Source organism: Vulcanibacillus modesticaldus (genome assembly GCF_001730235.1).
GTDB lineage: Bacteria > Bacillota > Bacilli > Tepidibacillales > Tepidibacillaceae > Vulcanibacillus > Vulcanibacillus modesticaldus.
Genome location: NZ_MIJF01000026.1, coordinates 1 through 22,306, shown reverse-complemented (window position 1 = coordinate 22,306; position 22,306 = coordinate 1). Strand labels below are relative to the sequence as shown.

The 22,306-nt window shown below is 33.1% G+C and carries 21 protein-coding genes, 1 tRNA gene and 2 pseudogenes; 18 read left to right on the top strand and 6 right to left on the bottom strand.

The window, feature by feature from the left end; translation table 11 throughout:
• The 5 genes and pseudogenes from BHF71_RS06555 to BHF71_RS06535 all read left to right on the top strand — a co-directional run.
• Positions 1 to 231, top strand: a pseudogene (locus BHF71_RS06555) (DDE-type integrase/transposase/recombinase); the annotation flags it as partial.
• Positions 232 to 815: 584 nt separating this feature from the next.
• The gene (locus BHF71_RS06550; RefSeq protein ID WP_069656872.1) at positions 816 to 1,634 is read left to right on the top strand and encodes an electron transfer flavoprotein subunit beta/FixA family protein; all 819 of its coding nucleotides are present in this window, start codon (positions 816 to 818) and stop codon (positions 1,632 to 1,634) included.
• A 1-nt stretch (position 1,635) separates the two neighbouring features.
• On the top strand, positions 1,636 to 2,949 hold the full coding sequence (locus tag BHF71_RS06545; RefSeq protein WP_084024346.1) for an FAD-binding protein: 1,314 nt from the start codon (positions 1,636 to 1,638) through the stop codon (positions 2,947 to 2,949).
• Positions 2,942 to 4,234 carry an FAD-dependent oxidoreductase gene (locus BHF71_RS06540; protein ID WP_069656871.1) on the top strand — a complete coding sequence of 431 codons (1,293 nt, stop codon included), beginning with the start codon at positions 2,942 to 2,944 and terminating at the stop codon, positions 4,232 to 4,234. The genes BHF71_RS06545 and BHF71_RS06540 overlap by 8 nt, the downstream gene beginning before the upstream one ends.
• The gene (locus tag BHF71_RS06535) at positions 4,234 to 4,530 is read left to right on the top strand and encodes a ferredoxin family protein (RefSeq protein WP_069656870.1); all 297 of its coding nucleotides are present in this window, start codon (positions 4,234 to 4,236) and stop codon (positions 4,528 to 4,530) included. Before BHF71_RS06540 ends, BHF71_RS06535 begins: the two co-directional genes overlap by 1 nt.
• Positions 4,531 to 4,617: 87 nt before the next feature.
• Here the strand turns inward: BHF71_RS06535 and BHF71_RS06530 are convergent, their stop codons facing one another.
• Entirely contained in the window at positions 4,618 to 4,908 is a 291-nt protein-coding gene (locus BHF71_RS06530) for a hypothetical protein (RefSeq protein ID WP_069656869.1), read from the bottom strand.
• Between the two features lie 434 nt (positions 4,909 to 5,342).
• Here BHF71_RS06530 and BHF71_RS06525 point away from each other — a divergent pair, with 434 nt between their 5' ends.
• Both BHF71_RS06525 and BHF71_RS12195 read left to right on the top strand, forming a co-directional pair.
• Positions 5,343 to 5,777 (top strand): thioredoxin domain-containing protein, encoded by a 435-nt coding sequence (locus BHF71_RS06525; RefSeq protein WP_218064929.1) that lies wholly within the window; start codon positions 5,343 to 5,345, stop codon positions 5,775 to 5,777.
• Between the two features lie 12 nt (positions 5,778 to 5,789).
• Positions 5,790 to 5,999: pseudogene (locus BHF71_RS12195) on the top strand (thioredoxin family protein); the annotation flags it as partial.
• Positions 6,000 to 6,041: 42 nt separating this feature from the next.
• Here the strand turns inward: BHF71_RS12195 and BHF71_RS06520 are convergent.
• Together BHF71_RS06520 and mnmH are read right to left on the bottom strand one after the other, a co-directional pair.
• The gene (locus BHF71_RS06520) at positions 6,042 to 7,877 is read right to left on the bottom strand and encodes a S8 family peptidase (RefSeq protein ID WP_069656868.1); all 1,836 of its coding nucleotides are present in this window, start codon (positions 7,875 to 7,877) and stop codon (positions 6,042 to 6,044) included.
• Between the two features lie 70 nt (positions 7,878 to 7,947).
• A complete protein-coding gene (mnmH, locus tag BHF71_RS06515) occupies positions 7,948 to 9,006 on the bottom strand; it encodes a tRNA 2-selenouridine(34) synthase MnmH (RefSeq protein WP_069656867.1) in 1,059 nt (352 codons plus the stop codon).
• A 163-nt stretch (positions 9,007 to 9,169) separates the two neighbouring features.
• On the opposite strand from mnmH, the gene BHF71_RS06510 reads away from it, so the two are divergent.
• From BHF71_RS06510 to BHF71_RS06495, 4 genes are all read left to right on the top strand, one after another.
• A complete protein-coding gene (locus BHF71_RS06510; protein ID WP_069656866.1) occupies positions 9,170 to 9,370 on the top strand; it encodes a DUF1540 domain-containing protein in 201 nt (66 codons plus the stop codon).
• A gap of 22 nt (positions 9,371 to 9,392) precedes the next feature.
• Positions 9,393 to 9,521 (top strand): small acid-soluble spore protein K, encoded by a 129-nt coding sequence (gene sspK / locus BHF71_RS06505; protein ID WP_069656865.1) that lies wholly within the window; start codon positions 9,393 to 9,395, stop codon positions 9,519 to 9,521.
• A gap of 10 nt (positions 9,522 to 9,531) precedes the next feature.
• Positions 9,532 to 9,876: a hypothetical protein gene (locus BHF71_RS06500; protein WP_069656864.1), complete on the top strand. Its 345-nt coding sequence runs from the start codon at positions 9,532 to 9,534 to the stop codon at positions 9,874 to 9,876.
• A gap of 170 nt (positions 9,877 to 10,046) precedes the next feature.
• Positions 10,047 to 11,774: a methyl-accepting chemotaxis protein gene (locus BHF71_RS06495; protein ID WP_069656863.1), complete on the top strand. Its 1,728-nt coding sequence runs from the start codon at positions 10,047 to 10,049 to the stop codon at positions 11,772 to 11,774.
• A 146-nt stretch (positions 11,775 to 11,920) separates the two neighbouring features.
• Here the strand turns inward: BHF71_RS06495 and selB are convergent, their stop codons facing one another.
• Together selB and BHF71_RS12090 are read right to left on the bottom strand one after the other, a co-directional pair.
• Entirely contained in the window at positions 11,921 to 13,840 is a 1,920-nt protein-coding gene (gene selB, locus BHF71_RS06490) for a selenocysteine-specific translation elongation factor (RefSeq protein ID WP_069656862.1), read from the bottom strand.
• Positions 13,841 to 13,967: 127 nt separating this feature from the next.
• Positions 13,968 to 14,480 carry a hypothetical protein gene (locus tag BHF71_RS12090; protein WP_069656861.1) on the bottom strand — a complete coding sequence of 171 codons (513 nt, stop codon included), beginning with the start codon at positions 14,478 to 14,480 and terminating at the stop codon, positions 13,968 to 13,970.
• A gap of 208 nt (positions 14,481 to 14,688) precedes the next feature.
• On the opposite strand from BHF71_RS12090, the gene BHF71_RS06480 reads away from it, so the two are divergent.
• From BHF71_RS06480 to BHF71_RS06470, 3 genes are all read left to right on the top strand, one after another.
• Positions 14,689 to 14,784, top strand: a tRNA-Sec gene (locus BHF71_RS06480).
• Positions 14,785 to 14,992: 208 nt separating this feature from the next.
• Positions 14,993 to 15,397: a hypothetical protein gene (locus BHF71_RS12320; RefSeq protein ID WP_069656860.1), complete on the top strand. Its 405-nt coding sequence runs from the start codon at positions 14,993 to 14,995 to the stop codon at positions 15,395 to 15,397.
• Positions 15,398 to 15,567: 170 nt separating this feature from the next.
• Entirely contained in the window at positions 15,568 to 16,317 is a 750-nt protein-coding gene (locus BHF71_RS06470; RefSeq protein WP_069656859.1) for a C39 family peptidase, read from the top strand.
• Positions 16,318 to 16,364: 47 nt separating this feature from the next.
• Here BHF71_RS06470 and BHF71_RS06465 read toward each other — a convergent pair whose 3' ends face one another.
• Entirely contained in the window at positions 16,365 to 17,069 is a 705-nt protein-coding gene (locus tag BHF71_RS06465; protein WP_069656858.1) for a CBS domain-containing protein, read from the bottom strand.
• Between the two features lie 183 nt (positions 17,070 to 17,252).
• On the opposite strand from BHF71_RS06465, the gene BHF71_RS06460 reads away from it, so the two are divergent.
• The 4 genes from BHF71_RS06460 to BHF71_RS11540 all read left to right on the top strand — a co-directional run.
• The gene (locus tag BHF71_RS06460) at positions 17,253 to 18,482 is read left to right on the top strand and encodes an MFS transporter (RefSeq protein WP_069656857.1); all 1,230 of its coding nucleotides are present in this window, start codon (positions 17,253 to 17,255) and stop codon (positions 18,480 to 18,482) included.
• 215 nt (positions 18,483 to 18,697) lie between these two features.
• A complete protein-coding gene (locus BHF71_RS06455) occupies positions 18,698 to 20,359 on the top strand; it encodes a S8 family serine peptidase (protein ID WP_069656856.1) in 1,662 nt (553 codons plus the stop codon).
• Between the two features lie 217 nt (positions 20,360 to 20,576).
• On the top strand, positions 20,577 to 21,872 hold the full coding sequence (locus BHF71_RS06450; RefSeq protein ID WP_069656855.1) for a helix-turn-helix transcriptional regulator: 1,296 nt from the start codon (positions 20,577 to 20,579) through the stop codon (positions 21,870 to 21,872).
• Positions 21,873 to 22,148: 276 nt separating this feature from the next.
• The coding region (locus BHF71_RS11540) for a transposase (protein ID WP_084024202.1) at positions 22,149 to 22,306 on the top strand (158 nt) is incomplete at its 3' end.

The window sequence follows — 22,306 nt, the reverse complement described above, 5'->3', positions numbered from 1 at the left end:
ACCTTTAAAGGTAATTACAGGGCTACTAATGGTTTTAACTCTGATGAAGGCTCAGTTTCTTTTGTCACTTTGTTTGTTGCTTATTTTAATTTCCTAAGACCTCATGCTGCTCTTGAGAAAAGAGTACCTGTTGTGATTCCTGAATTAGCTTCTTTACCACATATGCCTGCTAGGTGGTCTAAACTTATTGAGTTGTCACAGGAATTTATTTTAGAGCAACAGTCTGCTTAATCTAACAGTATTAATTAGACTCTGTTTTAAGAGTCTGCTTCAGTATGCTCTTTTTTGTCACTGTTTAAATGAAGTCATGCTTTTGCTATACTTGTTTAACCCTTTGTGAAGTTCTTTGTTCCCCAATTTTGTCATTCTTAATTTCTTTTTCACCAAACGTTTAATTTTTCATAGAACTTTTGACACTACCTTTTAAAATTAGGTATGTTTTTTCAGTAATTTCTTAAGATATAATTACTTCTTAATATATCATTATACTAGCATATTATTAATTTAATTTTTAAAATATGAACAAATTGTTACAAGCTTTACTTACTTATTGTTAGATTTTATGCTAATATAGTAATGTTGAGCAAACTATGAGTATCTTACTCAGTAAAAGGAGGAATATATTTAAAAATTCAATAATTTCTAAAAATATACATTGCAACTTGTTATCTTATTGTCTATATTTAAATTGTATTAGTTTGTGAAACACTTCTCAAACAATAATTTTGCCTTAGAATATTTTTATTTTTTTAATAAAAATATCTTAAAAAGAAACAATAATAGTAAATGAATAGGGGAGAGGATGTGATTATGGTATGCATATTGTAGTATGTGTCAAACAAGTTCCTGATACAAGTGTAGTTAAGTTGGACCCAGTAACTAACACACTTGATCGAAGTAGTGCTCCGTCTATTATTAATCCTTACGATGCACATGCTGTGGAAGAAGCTGTTCGACTAAAGAAAAAGTATGGCGGCAAAGTTACCATTGTTTCTATGGGCCCACCTATGGCCACAGCAGTAATCAAAAAATCCATCGAATTAGGTGCTGATGAAGGTGTTCTAATTTCTGACCGTGCTTTTGCAGGTTCAGACACATTGGCTACTAGTTATGCATTAACTCAAGCAATCAATAAGATTGCTGAAAAAGAACCAGTAGATTTAATTTTTGCTGGTAAACAAGCAATAGATGGTGATACTGCCCAAGTTGGACCAGGAATTGCAAGAAGAATGAACATTCCGGTATTAGCTCAAGTTGATAAAGTAGAAAGCTATTCTCAAGATAATAATGTTATACGTGTTAGAAGAAAGCTTGAAGATGGGCATGAGATTGTAGAATCAAAATTACCATGTCTAATTACAGTTGAAAAAGAAATTAATGAGCTAACTTATTCACCATTGACAAATATGATTAAAGCTGCAAGGTATGAACCTGTTATTTGGACTACTAATGATATTGAAGTAGATCGTAGTCAATTAGGATTAAAGGGTTCACCTACAGTTGTTGGTAAGATTTTTGCGCCACCAAAGCAATCTGGTGGAGAAAAAATAGAAGGTACAGCACAAGAAGTAGTAGACATCGTAATGGATAAGTTAATTAATGTCCATGGATTATTCGCTAAGGAGGGAGTATAAAATGGCAGTATCAATATCTAGTGTTTGTATTTCCTGTGGTGCTTGTATCGATACCTGTCCACATGAAGCTCTTTTCTTAGGGGATTCACAGGCTGAAGTAATTGCTGATAAGTGTGTAGAATGTGGAGAATGTATCGAAGTTTGTCCTACTGACGCAATCACATTACCAAACGGTGCCAAGAGCGAGGCAGTGGAAGAAAATAAGGAAGAAACTGTTCAAGAAGAAGCTAAGACTGAAGAAAAAAAGGATACTGTGGCTAAAGAAGAAGAAAAACCAAAGGTTAAGTTACCAGATTCTGAGTATCAAGGTGTATGGATTTTTATCGAACAACGTAATGGTAAGATAACTCCAGTTTCCCTTGAATTATTGGGAGAAGGACGTAAGTTAGCAGATAAGTTAGGGGTAGAACTTTCTGGAGTTCTATTAGGATATAAGGTTGGTCACTTAGTCGATACATTATATCAATATGGTGCAGATACAGTATATCTAATCGATGATCCAGTACTTGAACAATATCGTTCTGAAGCATACCAAGTTGGGGTTGTGGATGTTGTTAAAAAGTATAAGCCAGAGATTCTATTATTTGGTGCAACAGTAATTGGTCGTGATCTAGCTAGTACTGTAGCAACTGAATTAGGTACTGGTTTAACTGCCGATACTACTCGATTAGATATTGACATGAAAAATAGATTACTTGAAGCTTCTCGCCCAGCAATGGGTGGTAACATTATGGCGACCATTCTATGTAAAGAAAAGAGACCACAGATGGCGTCAGTGCGTCCAAAGGTATTCAAAGCTATCAAGCCAGTTGAAGGACGAAAAGGTAAGTTAATAGAAGAAACTATTAATCTTAATGAGGAAGATTTAAAAACAAAAGTTATTGAAGTTATTCAAGAAGTAAGTGATAAAATTCGTCTTGGTGATGCAGACATAATTGTAGCTGGTGGTAAAGGATTACAAGATGAGAAAGGTTTCCAGTTGATAAGGGATTTAGCTAAGGAATTGGGTGCTGCGGTAGGAGCGAGCCGTGATGCTGTTGAAGCTGGATGGGCTGAACATTCTGAGCAAGTGGGTCAGACCGGAACAACTGTAGCTCCGAAACTATATTTTGCAATAGGTATTTCTGGTGCAGTTCAACATACTGTTGGTATGGAGAACTCAGAAATTGTTGTTGCAATTAATAGAGATCCTAACGCGCAAATTTTTGAGAAATGCACATACGGAATTGTAGGAGATGCATTTGAAATAGTTCCTAAATTTATCGAAGAATTTAAGAAACTTGCCAAGAAAAGTGGTGAAGTAAACAATGGCTGAAAAGTTTGATGTAATCATTGTTGGTGCAGGACCTGCCGGATCTGCCGCAGCTAATGTTTTAGCAAAGGCAGGACTTAAAGTAATCATGATCGAACGTGGAGAATATCCTGGAGCTAAAAACGTGATGGGTGGTGTTTTATACCGTCATCAATTACAAGAAATTATTCCAGATTTTTTAGATGAGGCACCATTACAACGTCCAATTGTTGAACAAAGATTTTGGATGTTAGACGAAAACTCAGCTTTCCAATTTGGACATAAGGATTTAAGCTGGGCTAAACCTCCTCATAATAACTTTACTGTATTCCGTGCGCAGTTTGACCAATGGTTTGCTAAAAAGGCAGTAGAGCAAGGTGCACTATTAGTAAATGAAACAGTTGTAACTGAAGCTATCGTTGAAGATGGTAGAGTTATTGGAGTTAGAACTGATCGTCCTGATGGAGACATTTATGCTGATATTGTTATCTTGGCCGATGGCGTTAACTCTTTATTAGCAAAACAGCTAGGTTTCCATAAAGAGTTGAAAACAAGTGAAGTTGCTCTAGCTACTATGCAAGTAATTAATTTACCAGCAGAAAAAATTGAAGATCGTTTTAACCTAGAACCAAATCAAGGTGCTACTATCGAGGTTTTTGGTGACTCTACAAAGGGAATGGTAGGTACTGGTTTTATCTATACAAATAAAGATAGTATCAGTATTGGTACAGGTACTTTACTATCTGATTTAGTTAAAAATAATGTACGTCCTCATGAATTATTAGAGACCTTTAAACAACATCCAATGGTTAGAAAGCTAATTGAAGGTGGAGAACCAAAGGAATATTTGGCTCACTTAATCCCTGAAGGTGGTTATCATTCAATTCCTAAACTTGTTGGTCATGGTGTAATGGTTGTTGGGGATGCAGCTCAATTAGTAAATGGAATTCATAGAGAAGGATCTAACTTAGCTATGGCATCAGGTAAGTTGGCAGCAGAAACAGCGATTATGGCAAAAGAAGTAAATGATTTTTCTGAGAATGTTTTGGACACCTATCGTATTAAATTGATGGAAAGTTTTGTTGGTCAAGACTTAAAGAAATATAAAGATGCTACACATATGATGGCTAAACAACCTCAGTATTTCAACGAATATTTACCTTTACTAAATCGAGCTGCTAGCGAAATGTTTACTGTAGATGGTACTTCTAAGTGGGATAAACAAAAGAAAATTATCGGTATGGTTCAAGAACGTGGTATGTTTAAGACAGCTATTGACCTATACCGCATGTGGAAGGTGATGAAATGATGTCAGAACCTCTAAAAAAAGTTGATATTGAAGAGTTACAATATTTAACCCGTTTTGTTTCTGACAAAGAGTCTCATTTAGTTATAAAAGATCATGATATATGTAAGACTAAATGTAAGGAAAAGTACTGTACCGTTTTCTGTCCTGGGGAAGTCTACAAATGGGAAGGAGACAGAATGTTTGTAGGTTTCGAAGGATGTCATGAATGTGGTAGTTGTAGAATAGGTTGTCCTTTCAATAATATTGAATGGAGATACCCTAAAGGTGGCCTAGGGGTAGTATTTAGATTGGCATAAATAGTTAGTAACGAGAAACGATATACTTAAAAGTGTATCGTTTCTTTTTTTTTATTTTTATCATTACGCTTATAAATCATCCCACTTCTAAGGCATTGACTTTGTAATTGCTTCAATGACTAACGCAAGAACACCTAAAACGATAGTCATTAAAGTCGAACTGAATAATATTTTTCTACTGACAACAGTAAATTTCTGATTTCTAATTGACTCTCGATAAGCAAAATAGACTATAATACCTAATATAATTGAGCTAATCCAACTGATTAAGCCTACTTGTGTAACCAATTTTCGCCAATCAAAAACCCAAAAGTATAGAATAGTGAAATGAATGATTACTAAGGGTATCGTTATGATTACTAATATTGATCTTAACATTATTATCACTCCCAGATTTATTATAACATTTATATTGAAAAATTTGGTAATTAATTATGAGTAAATAGCACAATCTTTTAGAAAAGAGCTTACTAAAAAATTGGTATGACCCAGTTATATATTTTAAAATTTTTTTAAGTGTTTAAAGAAGTTGTTTTTTTTATAGAGATATAATAAAATACCTATAGGGGTATGTTTTTTATTAACCATCACCTAGAATTGAATAATATTTTGATTACTAATATGTAAATTATTACGCATTGATCATATATGTATTAGAATCCAAAAAGTATTTAATAATACTAATAATGAGGCTTTCTAAAGATATATTACAAAAACTTATAGATCAAGGTGTTTATGAATATAATTTACATAAAGAAGGAAAGGATAATATAGATCTTTTCCTTAAAATAAATAAAAAGGAGTTAATGAAGATGGCGAAGATTGATGAAAAAGACCGAGAAACGATTCGCAACATGTTTGCTGAACAGATGCAAGGCACAGCCCACATTCGATTCTTCAGTTCTAAGGAGGGATGTGACTACTGTGAGGATACAAAAGAAATCCTAGAAGAACTTGCAGAATTATCTGATAAAATTGACCTTCAGCTCTTCGACAAAGATGAAAACCCTGATGAAGTAAATCGTTATGGTGTTGACAAATACCCAGCAATCGTCTTTGTAAAAGAGGATGGAACAGATACAGGGGTTCGTTTCTATGGTATCCCATCAGGATACGAGTTCAGTACCCTAATTGAAGATATTATTGATATAGCAAATGACAAAACAGCATTGTCACCTGCGACAATCGAGCAACTTAAGCAAATTACACAAGATGTAAATATTTCAGTTTTCGTAACACCTACCTGACCATACTGTCCTCGCGCGGTTCGCGTGGCTCATCATATGGCAATGATAAATCCACATATTCGTGGTGAAATGATTGAAGCGATGGAATTCCCAGAGTTATCCAACAAACACAATGTAATGGGAGTACCGAAAATCGTCTTTAACGATGGTAAAGCTGAACAAGAAGGAGCTGTCCCAGAAGAGATTTTCCTTCAAAAGATTATGGAAGCTATTCAGCAATAGTAATATCAGAACAAAACCACCCATTTCGGGTGGTTTTTTGCACTATTGATTAGAGGAAAAGTATTTTTTTAAGATCTCTTTTAACCAAGAAATGAAACCATCTTTTTCTATTTCATTATTTTTAGAAAAAAGTTCAGAATAATTGATAGCTTCTAAAATATTTATCTGTCCGTAGCCATAATAAGGATCTTTTCCAGGCATCCCAAGGTCAGTAGCAGTTTTTTTAATAATTTCAACAACTTCATTATTGGTTAATTCAGGATTAATCGATCGAATTAATCCGGCTAATCCTGCTACATGAGGACTCGCCATAGACGTCCCAGATAGTGCTGCGTACTGTTCGTCAGGATAGGTACTAGGAATATTCACCCCTGGCGCTACTACGTCAATATAGGAGCCGTAATTAGAAAATTCGGCTCTATCTCTGTTAGAGTCAATTGCCGACACCGCAATAACTTCAGGGTATGCTGCAGGAAATCCTAATTCATCAGTATTATCATTACCAGTAGCAGCTACAATTACAACATCCTTTGAATATGCATACTTTATCGCATCGTGTAAATATTTTGATTCTGCATAATTTCCTAGACTGAGGTTGATTACTTTTGCACCGTGATCTGTTGCCCATATTATGCCTTCGGCTACGTCAAACAATGTCCCGGCTCCAGATTGATCAAGTACTTTAATAGGCATAATCTTGTTAAACCAAGTAATCCCAGCTATTCCTTGATTATTATTGGTGTTGGCTGAAATAATTCCTGCTACGTGTGTCCCATGTCCATCATCATCCATAGGAGGTAAAGATGGTTCAATCACATTATATCCGTCAATTAGCCTTCCAGAAAATTCAGGATGATTCAAATCAACTCCTGTATCGATAACTGCTATAATAACGTCCTCAGCTCCTCGAGTTTTCTTCCAACCTAGTTCTGTATATATCAATGGCAAATTCCATTGATAATCTAAGTAAAGATTATCATTGGGGATAAGGTTTGTATTGTCGTTAATTTCATTTGTTAAATAGATAAAATGGGGTTCTACATACTCAATTAGCGAATTATAGTTGTCTTCTAGCAATTTGATAATAGTCTTGGTGCTTTTACTAGTGCTATAAGCTATTATCGTATGATCTCTACGTTTTTTTATCTTTAAATCATAATTGGATAAAAGGTTTCGTATGTATCGCTCTGAAGCGCTTTTTTTAAATTTAATAACCACTTCATTGTTGATATAATGACTTATCCCTTTATCTTCTGGCCTTGGTTTTAAGTTTTTAATTTGATCGTTTAAGGATAAACCGAGTTTTTTTCTTGGAGAATATTTTGTTGGAGTTGTCTTCCATTTGTTATTTTGTAAATTAGTTACAGTGTACATTCGTAATTGCTGTTTTTTTTCAAGTTCAGCAATAACATCCATTTTAATTTTTATTTTATAATAGACTAATTGATGTTTTGTAATAACAGGGATTGTAACTATAACAAAATATCCTTTGTCATCTTTCATGATAGTGGATATTAATGGATAAAGATAAGTTATTGCTTTACTATCCTTGATAGATAAAGTATTTTTTTTAATATAGGAAATTTCTATTATTTTGGGGTTTTTTTCTATTAGTTTATCAAGATTTTCTCTATTGTTAAGATTATTTAATTTTACTTGTAATTGGCTTACCAATTGTTTAAGTTGAAAATTTGCAGTTAATAAAGCATCTTTGTAGATGTAATTATCTTCAATATTTTTCTCTAGATAATTATTAGAATTGGATTTAAAGTATACATCTGACTTATTATTAATGTCAGTTTGTGAAAAATCAACTACAAATACCAAAATGATCAATGTAATTATCATAAAGGTTGTAACATTAAACTTTTGTTTCAAAAGACATCTCTCCTGTTGATGAAAACAGTATTATTATTAGTTTGGAGAGATAATTATTATTTATGCGTTTTTATTTAACCAAGACTTCTGTTTCATTCAATATTTGCTGAATGTAATTGAAAATATTTATAGTTGCTTCATTAAGATCATCACTATTAACTTCATAAAATGCTCCTTGATATTGGGTAGTTGAATGTCGATATCGTGGATCATAATAATAATTGAGCATGATATCAACGATCGTATAAAAATCATCACGTTCTAAAGCTGAAGTGATCGATTCTCTATGCTCAGTCGGAATTCTTTTCAAAATTTTCGTTATAGCTTCAGATATTGAATCTTTATTTTTTTCAGGATTGTACTCTTCTATTATCCTTTCAATACGAACATTAATATCGGCATTTATTAAAATGTGATAACCATTTTCTTTTGCTTTTAAAATATTATCGGGAACTAAAATCTTTCCAATTCTTTTGCTTTCAGCCTCAATTACTATTGCTCTGGCTTTCTTAATTTGCTTAAAAATTTCATAAATTTTAGAGTCAAAAGTTTTTTGATTCACAGGGTTAACATTACCGATTCCTCCAAAAATTGATCCCCTATGTCCAGCCAATCCTTCTAAATCGACAACTGTAACGCCCATCTGTTCTAATTTATGTAAAATACTTGTTTTTCCAACCCCTGTCATTCCATGAAGTACAAAAGTTGGGATTTTAATTTCGAACTCATCAATTTGCTTGAGAATATATTCTCGATAAGCTCTATAACCTCCTTCTAATCGATAGGCGTCTTGAAACATTAAATCATATAAGGTGGCCATTGTTTTACTTCTCATTCCACCACGCCAACAAAAAAACAAAGGTATTTTATTTCCAGCTAAAGCAGCTTTAATTTTGTGTATTAGTTGAGGGATTTTAGGGGAAACGATTTGTAGACCAATTTCTTTGGCTTTATCAGGCCCCTGTTCTTTATATGCAGTACCTACGATTGCTCTTTCTTGATCATCAAATAGAGGTATATTTATTGCTCCAGGAATGGTTGCATCCAAAAATTCGCTTGGAGATCTTACATCAATTATTAAAAAATGATCTTTTTTTTGTGCATCTTCATACTTTATGTCAATAACCATCCAAGTCACCTTCTATATATTTTAATACTCACATTATAACCTATTATACAGCAGGTTAAGACAATGTGTTAATAACCCCTGTAATAAAAAGAAGTAATGGATAAATTATCAATGATACATTTATGGGTAAATTGCAAAGCATAAGTAATAAGGAGGTGATATGATGCCAGAAGTTAAGTGTAGTGTAGAGAACTGCTATTATAATGGCGAAGGAAACGTATGTAATGCTGAAGCGATCGTAGTTGATATTGAAAAGAATGCAAATAATGATTATTCTGCTGAATTTGCTGATTACAATTATCGCTCAGAACATGCAAATGATAAGATGGAAACAATTTGTAATACATTCAAACCGATAGATTGATACAATACTTGGAGTGATTGCTGTGCGAAATAAAGCAAAGAACTTCCCTGGCCCAAGAAAAATAGCCAATCCAAGAGCGAAAACTACAGCGTTACGTCCGGATGGAAGCATAAATATTGATCCAAAAGAAAGGTTACAAGAGAATAGGTAGGGGGGTTAACATGCCAAAGAGAATGGCACCTATTGATAATGAAAAACATGCTGATGAGGAATTTTCAGCTGAGTTGTCAGCTCCTTCTTTAACACCGGATTTCACATATGTTGAAGATAAGGAAGATGTGGAAAGTCGGGAAAATGACAAAACTAATGGATGGACTGTAATTGGGGTTACGGGAGTAATATTAGCGATTTTATCCTTGTTCACCTTCAGATATTACTTTGTCGCTCCACTAAGTATTATTTTTGGATATTTTGCCTATAGAAAAGGCGATGTTCTAGGAATTTGGGCGATTGGATTAGGGGTAGTTGGTTTGTTTGCAACATTGATTGTATCAATTTTTTTATAACCTAAATTGAATTAGCACCTCTTGTCATTTAGAGGTGCTAATTTTTATTATTTTAAGTAATATACAAAAAGTATTCGGCTCTGCGCCTAGATTTTTAAAAAACACAAGCTTATAATAAAGGTATCTATCCCAAGGCAAAGGTTATTTTCACAATGGAGGAGAAATGAATATTGAAAATTCTAACATTTACCAAAAAAATAAGACTAAGAAAGCAGTTTATGTTTTGGTTTTTAATCATCTCAATTGTACCTTTAATTGTTGCTAGTATAATTAGTTACCAGTTGGCTAAAAATTCACTGATTGATCAAGGAATGGAACAGTTAAAAAAATCGGTCGATACTGCTTATCAGATGGCAGAAGAATTAAATGAACGTGCTAAAAATGGGGAAATTGCCATATATTTTGCTCAAGAAAAGTTACGTGAACAATTAATAGGTCCAAAGTTGGATGATGGAACACGGGAATTAAAAAATAAAAATTTAGTTGTTGGCGAAGATGATTACATGTATGCTTTCAATTCTGATGTGACCGCTGTAATGCACCCTTATCTGGAAGGTCAAAATTTACACGGGCAAAAAGTACCTGAAAAAATTGTTGAACAAAAAGAAGGTTTTTATCAGTATCAATGGAGAAATTCAAGTGATGAACCATATAGAAACCAAATTACATATATGAGGTATTTTGAACCTTGGGATTGGATTATTGGTAGTTCAACTTATGAAGAAAATTTTTATCAGTGGGTGAATAAGATAAAATATACTACCTTCTTAATCATTGCTATCACAATAATTACTGTCTTTATATTTTCGTATTTTATTTCCAATATGATTGTGAGACCGATTAATAAAATAAGTAAAGCGATGGAATATATGGGTTCTGGTGACTTTACGCGTACAGTAAATATTAATTCTAAAAATGAACTTGGAGATTTAGCCGATAATATTAACAGAGCCATTGATTCCATCAATAATTTGATCAGCGAAGTTAGTAGGTCTGCTATGATGGTAGCTTCTTCTGCTGAACAATTAAATGATTCGGCAATGGAAACAAATAAATCAGCTGGATATGTAGCAGAGTCAATTGAGAAGATTCATTTAGATTTGAAACAACAGGAGAATAATGTTGAAAATATTTCTGGACTAATGGAAGAATTGGCTGCTAGCTATCAACAAGTTTCTTCCAGTACTGAAGACGTAAATGAAAAAGCTAGGGAAGCTAAGATAGCTGGAGAAAAAGGAATGGAATTTGTTAACTCAATGGCTAAGCAGATTAATGAAATAGATATTACTGTAAAAGAATCCGGAAAGAGTTTAGAAGTATTGCGACAACATTCAGTTGATATTGGAAATATTATTGATTTAATTACTGAAATATCATCACAGACTAATCTCTTAGCATTGAACGCAGCAATTGAGGCGGCACGTGCTGGAGAACAAGGGAAGGGGTTTGCGGTAGTAGCAGAAGAGGTAAGGAAATTAGCTGAAGAAACAGCTAGAGCCGCTGGGCAAGTTAGGGAGATAATTATTAATATTCAGCAAGAAACTGAACACACTTTTACTCAATTCGATAATGTTGCCGTGGCAGTTGACCAAGGTATTAAATATGTTGATCAAACCGAAGAATCATTTAAAGTGATATTAGACTCTTTTAGAAGTGTTGCTGATCAGCTAGCTGAGGTTGCTGAATCAATAAATGAAATGGCTACCGGAACCAATAGCGCTGTAGAAGACGTTACCCAAATTGCTGATGTTTCTAATCAAATAGCTAACAAAAGCGAGAATCTAATGGCTTCATCAGAAGAACAAGTTGCAATTTCCCAAGAAATTTCAAATTCAGCTAATGAATTGGCGCAGATGGCTGAAAATTTGAAAAATCTATTGTCTAAATTTAGAGTATAGGGATGTAGATTGTTAATTATAAAAAGTCGAGGATAGCTAGCTATTGCTACTATTCTCGACTTTTTTGTCGTTTAGGAAGTTTCTGATTGAAGGTGCTTTAACATTTTTTGTTCATGGTACTTTTTCATTATTGAATTTACTTGAATTTATTGTTTACGTAGCTCACGATAATTCTTTCCTTGTCTTAATACTGTTACCTTTTCTTGGTCTAAAAGTTCCATTAAAGGAACTAAATATTTTCGTGATACCCCTAATAACTCTTTTGCTTGTTGTAATGTTATTTGTCCCTCTTTGCTTAAAAAGTATGTAACCTCTTGTTTTAATTTTTCGAAAGTTTGGTAGTGGATAACCATTTTATCCGTTAGCTTCAATATTTTTCTTAGATTGATTAAATAATTATATATTTCAATTTTATCCTTTTCATTGATTTCCAAACTCTTGGTAAGTTCGTCCCAACTATCAGGTTTTAGTTGCTGATTGATCAGTTTCTTTTCCAGTTGCTCCGTTTTTTGTTGTAGATGTTTTGGTAATGTTGGCTGAAAATCGTACATTGAGATATATTCTTCATTAATTTTAATGTATTGTTCTGATTCTAGATACAAAAAGATTACTTGAATGATTTTTGGCTTTAGATTTGTGAAAAATTGTTTTGTAAATTCAGCTTTAGGTTGTCCCATCCTCAATGGGTACTTTTCATGGTAAATAGACAAGTGTTTTATAATTTCTTTAAGTAAGTTATTAAATACATGAGTTGAAGCAAAGAAAGTTACTTTTCCATTGCTAAATTCCATTATTTTTTTTTGATCTTTCAGTTTGTTAAGTTCTTCTTTTAATTCGTTTTCTGGCAATATCAATGTATTTGAAAGATCATTTAGTGTTAAAAAGACTTTTTCGTTTTCCATAAGCTGTTGCAATAGTAGGTCTTCAAGGGTACCTTTACTTTTTTGCTTTAACTGTTCAATCGTTTCTTGGCGATATTTATGCTTTATAGCATTTGGCTCAATGACGACTCCACCTCCTATTGTAGTTGAAGGTGATGGTCTTCTAATGATAAAACGATCTTTACGGGAAGAGATGATTGGTTCTTCTAATTTAATTTGGGCATAGATTGTATCACCAGGTTGTGCCTCCTTGCGATCATACATAATTAATGTTCCTAAGACTTCGGATGTGCCAATATGGAACTTAACTTCACTATTTTGTTTTATGGAAAAATCTATATCATCAAGAATATTTAACTCAACATCAATTCGCTTACTAGGTTCCCAATGATTAGGAGTAACAATGGAATCGCCACGGTTAATTTCATCTAATTCAATGCCAGTAAGATTGATCGCAACACGTTGACCCGCGAAAGCTTCATCTACACTATTTGAGTGAACTTGAAGACTTCTTATGCGTACTTTATGATTTGAGGGCATTATCTCTAATTCTTGTCCAATCTTTACGCTCCCGGAATAGACTGTCCCTGTAACTACTGTTCCTATGCCTTTTAATGTGAAAACACGATCTATTGGCATTCTGAAGAAGCCAGAGCTAATCCGTTCCGGGATTTGATTTAATTTTTCTTGAATCAACTGTTTCAACTCTTCAATTCCTTCATTGGTAACACTTGATACAGAAATTATTGGAGCGTTTATAAGATTAGATTTTTTTAATGTCTCCCTTACTTCCTCTTCTACTAAATCTAAAAATTCTTGGTCTACTAAATCTTTTTTTGTCAATACAATAATTCCATGTTCTATTCCTAGTAAGTCAATGATCTGTAAATGTTCTTTGGTTTGGGGCATAATCCCTTCATCAGCAGCAATGATAAGTAAAACAAGATCTATCCCACCAACACCTGCTACCATATGACGAATAAACTTTTCATGTCCGGGTACATCGATTAGAGATACATAATCGTTATTAGGCAGTTTAAAGGGAGCGAATCCCAACTCGATAGAAATATTCCTTGCTTTTTCTTCCTTTAATCGGTCAGTATCTTTACCTGTCAAAGCTTTGGACAACGTGGTCTTACCATGGTCAATATGCCCAGCAGTTCCTACAATATAGTGTTTTTGCATATATATTAACTCCTTTATTTACTTGTACATATTACATAGATATTATAGCAAAAATTATTATTATTGGAGAATTTCTACTAAGAAAAAGGTGAAGCATAAAAACTTTGCTTCACCGTTAACTTTTAAATTAATAGTAGTATGGATATCTATAGTACCTTCTATGTGGGTACCTAAAGAATGGGAATCCAAAGAAAGGGAATCCGAAAAACGGGTAGAAAGGGTAAAAAGGATATCCGAATCCAAAAAGATCTGTTGATGCTTCTTCAGTTTCGTCAACATTAGCACTTTCTACATCTTCGGTATCTAAGTCTTGGGTATATGGTTTTCCAAAGAAAGGAAAGCCTCCATAACCTCCACGACGTCCTCTACGCCCGAAACCAGGGAAACCAAACCAAGGGAAGTACCCATATCCAGGGTAGCCGTAACCTGGTGTTCCGTATCCAGGGTAGCCATAACCTGGTGTTCCGTAACCTGGTGTACCATAACCGGGGTATCCATATCCGGGATAAGTTCCGTAGCCATATGAAGGGTATTTACCATATCCATACCGATCTTGCATTGGATATTGTCCATAAGGATATTGATATTGTTGATCTTGTTCTGGTTTCATTGGTTTTTGGTTTACTTCCATTTCACTCATAAAAAAGTTCCTCCTCTTTCTATGTTGAGTTGATCTCTACATCATTAATTTATGGTGATATACCTAAAATGGATACAAAAATACATACAAATAGGTAAATACCTAAGATAATTGAGAAGGTTTTAATGTGGATAGAAAGTAATTGATAAGTATAAGTAATAGTTGAATTAAATACTCAAATATGCTAAGATATTATTCGTCACTTTATGGGAGTGGAAGAAGTTCTGGTGTCTTCCCCGGTCTTCAAAACCGTGTGAGGGGCTAGGTAGTCCCTGGTGGGTTCGATTCCCATCCACTCCCGCCATAGAAGCTTTTAACAACCGTTTTTCGGACTTAAGCATTTTAAGCCCGAGTTAGGTTGTTTTTTATTTTTATAAGGCTAAACATATTGACAAAAATTACACAGAATGATTAAATATAGATAGAACACATGTTCGTTTATTAAAAATAAAAAAATGAAAAAAATCTTTGGATTATGTTAGAATAAACATGTAAAGGAAGGAGGATAAGTAATGGAAAAAGGAGTAATGGACTTCTTATTGGAATTTCGTAATGGGATAACTCAACAATTCGATCAAATCAATAAACGATTTGAACAAATTGACAAACGGTTCGAACAAATTGACAAACGGTTCGAACAAATTGACAAACGGTTCGAACAAATTGACAAGAGATTCGCTAATGTTGAAAATAGGTTGGACCAGCATGAGATGATGATAAAACAATTAATCGATATTGTCGGTGCAACAAACAAAAAAGTTGACTCATTTATAGCCGAACAATCTGACAAATTGGATAAGATTCAAAAGCAATTAGATGTCATTGCTTCTCAACAAACAGATATTGAATTGGCTCATCAAAAAATTACCAAGAATGAAAGAGATATTGCTAAGATAAAAGCATTGCTATTAGGATAGAATAATATGGGATGTTAATCCTTTTTACCTTCGCGGGCAAAAAGGTTTTTTTATTAAGTTTTATTACCCAAAATTCAGCCTTTTCACCACTATTTATATAAAATATTGTACCCCCATCTGTTTAAGACTAATTAGTGAAAATATGAAGTAGTACATGATGGGAGGTAAAAATGAGAAATGCCTTAATCATTTTACTAATCGTAGTAACGTTAACAGCAATTTTTACTTCAAATGAATACAATATAATTCAAAATAATTTTTTTTTACCGGATTTTATTGTTAACGCAAGTCCATATCTAAAAAAACAGACTTCTAACATCAGGATAATATTAGACGTTCCTTTAATTGCCCAAAAACCAGAACTAGCTAGAGGGTGTGAAGTGACTAGTTTGGCGATGATGTTAAGATTTGCTGGAGCTAATGTAAATAAAATGCAACTTGCTCAAGAGATAAAAAAAGATCCTACTCCATACTCACAAAGAAATGGACGAATATATTTTGGCAATCCTCATACTGGTTTTGTTGGAGATATGTATACCTATAATAAACCAGGCTATGGTGTATATAATGAACCGGTCTATGAACTTGCTAATCGATACTTACCTGGCAGAATTATAAATTTAACTGGTAAAAATTTAGACTATATCCTTGCTCATTTATATAAAAATAAAACTCCGGTTTGGGTTATCGTAAATACTTGGTTCACAAAAGTACCAGATAAGTACTGGGTAACTTGGTACACCCCAAAGGGCAAAATTAGAATAACCTATAAGGAACATAGTGTTTTAATTACTGGTTACGATAGAAAATATATTTATTTTAATGATCCACTAGCTAAAATTAAAAACAGAAAAGTACTAAAGAAAAATTTTGAAAAAGCATATAATCAAATGGGAAAACAGGCAATAACATATAAATAAGGAGACTAACCCTGTCAATGGCTATTGATAGGGTTTTATGGCATTTCTCAATGAATCTTAATCAAGTCCGTCGGAGTAATAATTCCCAATAAACTTTCTTCTGGTTTTCCGTTTTCTGTTATTAATAATGCACTAAGTCTGGTTGAATCCTTTTCTAAGTTATTTTTATAAATTTCCTTAATATCGTATACGTTCATTTCCTTATGAATAAAAAGGAAATTTTTTTGTTTTTTTTCATGGAAGAGTAATTCTTCTAAAGTAATTTTTGAAAAAACAATTGTATCAATTAAATCTACATTTTTTGCCATCCAATTGACAATACCTTTTTTAGTTAATAATCCAATTAACTTACCATTTTTATAGATTGGAAATTTCGAATATGAATGTTTATTGATTACCCGTAAAATGTCGATAAAAGTGTCATCTGCTTGAAAAAAAGTAACCTTTTTTTGGAACAAAGGAATGACTTTCACTGGTTGAGAGATCTCGCGTTCAATCTGTTCTATTTTCTCAACTATCTTATCATGGGGTTCAGCAATTGCAAAGCTGGAATCAAAAGTGTCGTGAACTATGGCATTTCTTAACTCGCTAAACTCCTTTAAATCTTCATAAAATGTGCGGACGACTGGATTGGATTTTTTAGCATAATGTAATAATTTTGAGAAAGGAAGATAATGTTCATTTGGAGCATATTCCTTTAAATATTTTTCAATTGCATTAAAAGCAATCAGGAAACGATCAGAATTTCTCATTTTTGCCTCCATTCGAAATGTTTATATGTATTACATTCTCTAATTTATTTTTTTCTCCTTTTATTAAATATTAAACCGAATATTTATTTCAACTCTTCAATGATTATGGTATAAATAATATAAAAACTAGAGTTCAAAGATTTGGAAATGGCAATATAATAGCAGAAGGGTTGAAAATAATATATGAAAAAATATTTATTAAAACTATTACAAATGTCTAGTGGTGTTCGTCGTTTTATTGCAAGTGAATCTCTTTTAGGTATTGGTTTTGGTATTTTTATGTTGGTATTTAACCTTCATTTACTAGATTTGGGATTCGATGAGGCAGAGATAGGCAGAATCACATCAGTTGGAACGATAATCATGGGTATTTTTTCAATTCCAAGCGGTCTTTTAGCCAATAAATATGGAAGAAAGAAAGTGCTAGTTAGCGGAATAATCTTGATTGGTATTGGATATGCCGGTATTGGTATTGGGGTAAGATCTCTTATTATATATATTTCTCAAATTATTATGTCACTAGGCGTAACATTGCTGATTACATCTGAAATCCAATTATTATTTTATTACAGTCGATCGAATAGAGAAGAAACCCAAGCTTACAGTATGCTCTTTGCCATTTTCACCTTATTTACGGGGATAGGAACGATACTTGGAGGATATCTTCCTAGTTGGTTAGGCGGTAAGACGACAATTTATCAAGGAGCTTTATTCATTTCTTCTGGAATAATTTTATCTGTTGCCCTAATAAGGGGAATATTACTGCCTCAGGAAAAGGATAGCGATGTTAACACAAGTCATATCCTTTCATTTGAAAAGTTTACCAAGCAAATTAAAAATAGAAATCTCTGGTTATTTTCAACTTTTACATTATTAATTGGAGTTTCTTACGCATTTGTTATTCCATTCTTAAATATAATCGTTAAGTTTCGCTATGGCTGGAATGACGAACCAGTTTCTATAGTACTTACAATAAATGGATTATTTTTATTTATTGGTTCTATTCTTCTGCCATATATTTTAGAAAAAATTGGTTTGGAAAAAACCTATTTTTTTGTTTTTCTTTCCAATGTCTTAATGTCGATTGTTCTTTATTTATCAATGCCTATATATTTATTTATCCCTTTGTTACTTCTTCGTGGAGGAAGTTTTACGATGTTAAACAATATTGTTGAGAGTCAAACAATGCAGTCTATTGAGGAAGATGAACGTAATTTATTCGCTGGTATGCGGGCGGTCTTAAGAAGTTTAGGTTCGGCTGTAGCAATGTATTTGGCGGGAATTATATTGTCTGATAAGAATTATTATCTTCCCTTTCTATTATCTGGAGCATTTATCTTAATCGGATATATATATTTTTTGGTATTTATAAAACCAATCATTGTTTTAAAGTTATATTCTCAAAATGACTAAAAGATAAACAAAATTTTCTCACCACGGATTTAACCGTGGTTTTATTGTGGTTATTATTGTTAAACGACAATAGAAAAGGATGCAAAATAAAATAAATTTATATTAAAATCCTCGTTAATTATTATGAATCTAATATATAGAAAATTAAGAAAATTAACAATATAATACTTTTAAGATTAGCGCTAATCTAAAACAATCTATAAGGGAGTGACTTTATGGCAAAGAGAGTGTTAGTATTTCTCTTTACCTTAGTGTTTGTATTTAGTTCCATTGGAATGGTTCTAGCCCAAGGTGGTAAGCAAAATGTTCCAGCTCTAAATATTCCTAAACAAATGGATCAGAATAAGGATAAGATTTTTGACGATCTAGCAGAAAAAATGAAAGCTATTGATGATAATACGAAAATTCCTGTTATCGTTGTGTTAAACACCTCTTTTGCTAATAAAAAACAGGAAATCAAAAAAATTGGATTGTTTACCAAAAAGTTTGAATACAATGCCGCATTTAACGGATTTGCTGCTGATTTAACAAAAGGTCAAATTATCGCACTGCAAAAAATGCCTTTTGTTAAGCAAATTGAGTATGACATGCCCGTGCAAGTGAAAATGGGCACTGCATCAAATTGGTTTGGTGTAACAAAGGCCAGAAGTGATTTTGGTTTAGAAGGTGACATGGATGGCTCGGTTACCAGCTATTCGAAAAATGACGTTGTAATTGCCGTTATTGATACTGGGATTGATACAACACATGTTGATTTAGACCAAGGTAAAGTGATTGGTTGGAAGGATTTTGTTAACGGTAAAGCCAATCCATATGACGATAACGGACATGGAACTCATGTTTCCAGTATTGCTGCTGGAACAGGAGAAGGTAATTCTAATTACAAAGGGGTAGCATATGGTGCTGCGCTGGTTGGTATCAAAGTGCTCGATCGCCAGGGAAGCGGTTCAATGAGTACTGTAACAGCAGGTATTGATTGGGCCATTCAAAATAAAGATGTATATAATATTCGTGTTATTAATTTATCTGTAGGGACAGCTTCTAGCTCCGATGGCACCGATTCAACTTCTATTGCCGTAAATAATGCGGTCGCAAACGGAATCGCTGTAGCAGTTGCAGCGGGTAATGAAGGACCAGCCAAATATACTGTTGGTTCACCAGGGGCTGCAGCTGATGCCGTTACAGTTGGAGCAATGGCAGACGTTGGAGAAATGGGTTTTAACCTTGCTCAATTCTCAAGTAGAGGTCCAACTGCAGATGGACGTATAAAGCCAGATATTGTTGCTCCGGGTTATGCAATTACAGCTGCAAAAGCTGGAACTACAAATGGATATATCACTTATAATGGAACAAGTATGGCTACACCATTTACTGCTGGTGTTATGGCCTTAATGATTGATGCTAATCCCAATATTACTCCAAGTAGTATCAAATCAATCTTAATGAATACAAGTAGTGATTGGGGGCCACTTGGTGCTGATATTGATTATGGTACAGGACGTTTACAGGCATATGACGCTATAAAGAGTGCAGGAAATTATAGTGGTAGTGGTCCAATAGTCCCTGCACATAATTATGCTAATGGCTATCTTTCATTTTCAGGTGACTACGACAATTGGAATTTAAATGTAACGTCAACTACTAATCCCGTTGCTGTTACACTTACAATAACTGATTGGACTAGTGGATTTTTTGGTGGTTATCCAGATTTTGATCTCTATGTATATGATCCACAGGGGAATTTGGTTGGTAAATCTGAAGGAGTTCAACGTCAAGAATTGGTAACTTTCAATCCACAAGCAACTGGTTACTATACGATTAAGGTATATTCATATTCTGGTTCAGGAAATTACTTCTTTGATACTAGTTCCAATTAACAGTTATACAAAATGGGCTCAAAGGGACCTAAGTTGTTCCCTTTGAGTCACCTTAATAACCGTATTATCTTCCCAAACTTACAAAGTGATTGGACAGATGATTTTCAGAAAATAATACTTATGACTCATAATCATCTATTTTATTACTTCATATAATAACTGTAATTATGTATGTCTTTCACATTTCTGTTCTTTCACAATGTGAGGGAGGGATATGGTGGTACTTGCGAATCGGATAAAAAAACTTAGAGAAACTTTAAATATGTCTAAAGAAGAGATTGCTAAAGGAGTGGTCTCATATTCACATTACTGTAATATCGAGGCGGGCAGATTTGTTCCATCACAGGATATTTTATTTGCATTGGAAAAAAAATTAAAGGTTCCAAAATATTATTTGGTACATTATTACAAAAAGGATAACGAATTGGAACAGCAATTACTTACTTTAAAAGTGAAGTTAGACAATTTGTTATTAGAAGATGCTAAAGGTGTTCTAAATAATATTAATCAAACATATTTTTTAATACAGTCGATTTATCAGGAAACATTTTATTATTTATTAGAAAGTTATTATTACTATAGAACGGGAGAAATCGATAAAGCGTTTACGATATTTGAACGAGAAGTGGTTCCACTTTTGAATAATGTTGATGAAGATAATTTGTATACTGACTTAAAGGAAGTTTATTATTATATGTTGGCAGTTATTAATTTTCATCAAGAGGATTATTATCGAAGTTATAAATATTTTTTAAAACAAGAATTTCTTGTCAAATCAAATATTCAGAGGGCAATTCTTAATTACAATCTAGCATTAATCCATTCAAAACTTAATGATGCCAAAACAGGTATTAACTTCGCAAAAACTGCCTTAAATTTGCATTTACAAGAGCGAAAATGGGATAAAGTTGCAGAAACAGACAATTTGTTAGGGGTGCTTTATTGGGAATCAAATAATTATGTTAAAGCTAAAGAGCATTTTCAAAAAGCTTTTGAGATAATAGAGCAAAATCAAATTGAAAGCTTAAAACCAAGGGTGTTGCATAATTTAGGGCTTGTAACTAAATCAAATAATGAATATGAACAAAGTATTACTTATTTAACAGAAAGCTTATTATTAAAAAAAAAAATGAATAATCAAGATTTAGTAGTAACATATATTTTAATATTGGAAAGTTATATTGACCTTTATATGTTTGATAAAGCAAATTCTCTCCTTGAGGAGGCCAAACGGTTTTCGAAGAGTAAAATTGAAGAATACCTTCTTCAAATAATTGAAGCAAAGCTCCACCTTCAGCAGAAAAGCAATGATGAGTATGAAAAATCGATCAAAAAGGCATTAACATATTTTGAAGAAAATAAGCTTTGGAAATTATTAAGTTTTTATGCTGAAGAATTTGCTGAATATTATTTTAAGAAGAGAAGATATAAACAAGCTTCGCTACTGTATAAAACAGTGGCATTAGCTAATAAAAATTTAATGGGAGGGATGAATTATCAAAAAGGTAAGTAAAATACTTGTTGTAGTTACATTTGCTTTAGCATTTGTATCTGGTTTTTATTTTTCAAGTAATCATACCAACTCATCACTACTTGTTTACCCAGGAGATGTTGGTTGGCCTCAAAGTGTAAATCCTGTAGATTTAGTTTAATCAGTGGGAACAGGTGTAATGGTAAAGACATGCCCTTAGGCATGTCTCAGCTTGTAGACAAAGTCTTTATTTAGACAAATCTACAAGCTTTTTTTGTATAATAGATATTGTAATAAATATCTTGTGAGGGGAGAAATATGTTAACAAAGCGTAAGGAAGATGTGAGAACTCAAGTTGAATTAGTATCAATAGAGGATCTGGTACCAGAGGATCATTTGGTTAGGAAAATAGATCAAGCAATTGACTTTAGCTTTATATACGATTTGGTTAAAGATACCTATTCTTTAGATAACGG

Coding starts and splice junctions, on each gene's coding strand:
- BHF71_RS06525 (WP_218064929.1), top strand. CDS start 5,343: ATGGCGAAGATTGATGAAAAAGACCGAGAAACGATTCGCAACATGTTT.
- BHF71_RS06550 (WP_069656872.1), top strand. CDS start 816: ATGCATATTGTAGTATGTGTCAAACAAGTTCCTGATACAAGTGTAGTT.
- BHF71_RS06545 (WP_084024346.1), top strand. CDS start 1,636: ATGGCAGTATCAATATCTAGTGTTTGTATTTCCTGTGGTGCTTGTATC.
- BHF71_RS06510 (WP_069656866.1), top strand. CDS start 9,170: ATGCCAGAAGTTAAGTGTAGTGTAGAGAACTGCTATTATAATGGCGAA.
- BHF71_RS06460 (WP_069656857.1), top strand. CDS start 17,253: ATGAAAAAATATTTATTAAAACTATTACAAATGTCTAGTGGTGTTCGT.
- BHF71_RS06530 (WP_069656869.1), bottom strand. CDS start 4,908: ATGTTAAGATCAATATTAGTAATCATAACGATACCCTTAGTAATCATT.
- BHF71_RS12090 (WP_069656861.1), bottom strand. CDS start 14,480: ATGAGTGAAATGGAAGTAAACCAAAAACCAATGAAACCAGAACAAGAT.
- mnmH (WP_069656867.1), bottom strand. CDS start 9,006: ATGGTTATTGACATAAAGTATGAAGATGCACAAAAAAAAGATCATTTT.
- selB (WP_069656862.1), bottom strand. CDS start 13,840: ATGCAAAAACACTATATTGTAGGAACTGCTGGGCATATTGACCATGGT.
- BHF71_RS06470 (WP_069656859.1), top strand. CDS start 15,568: ATGAGAAATGCCTTAATCATTTTACTAATCGTAGTAACGTTAACAGCA.
- BHF71_RS06535 (WP_069656870.1), top strand. CDS start 4,234: ATGTCAGAACCTCTAAAAAAAGTTGATATTGAAGAGTTACAATATTTA.
- BHF71_RS06540 (WP_069656871.1), top strand. CDS start 2,942: ATGGCTGAAAAGTTTGATGTAATCATTGTTGGTGCAGGACCTGCCGGA.
- BHF71_RS06455 (WP_069656856.1), top strand. CDS start 18,698: ATGGCAAAGAGAGTGTTAGTATTTCTCTTTACCTTAGTGTTTGTATTT.
- BHF71_RS12320 (WP_069656860.1), top strand. CDS start 14,993: ATGGAAAAAGGAGTAATGGACTTCTTATTGGAATTTCGTAATGGGATA.
- BHF71_RS06465 (WP_069656858.1), bottom strand. CDS start 17,069: ATGAGAAATTCTGATCGTTTCCTGATTGCTTTTAATGCAATTGAAAAA.
- BHF71_RS06500 (WP_069656864.1), top strand. CDS start 9,532: ATGCCAAAGAGAATGGCACCTATTGATAATGAAAAACATGCTGATGAG.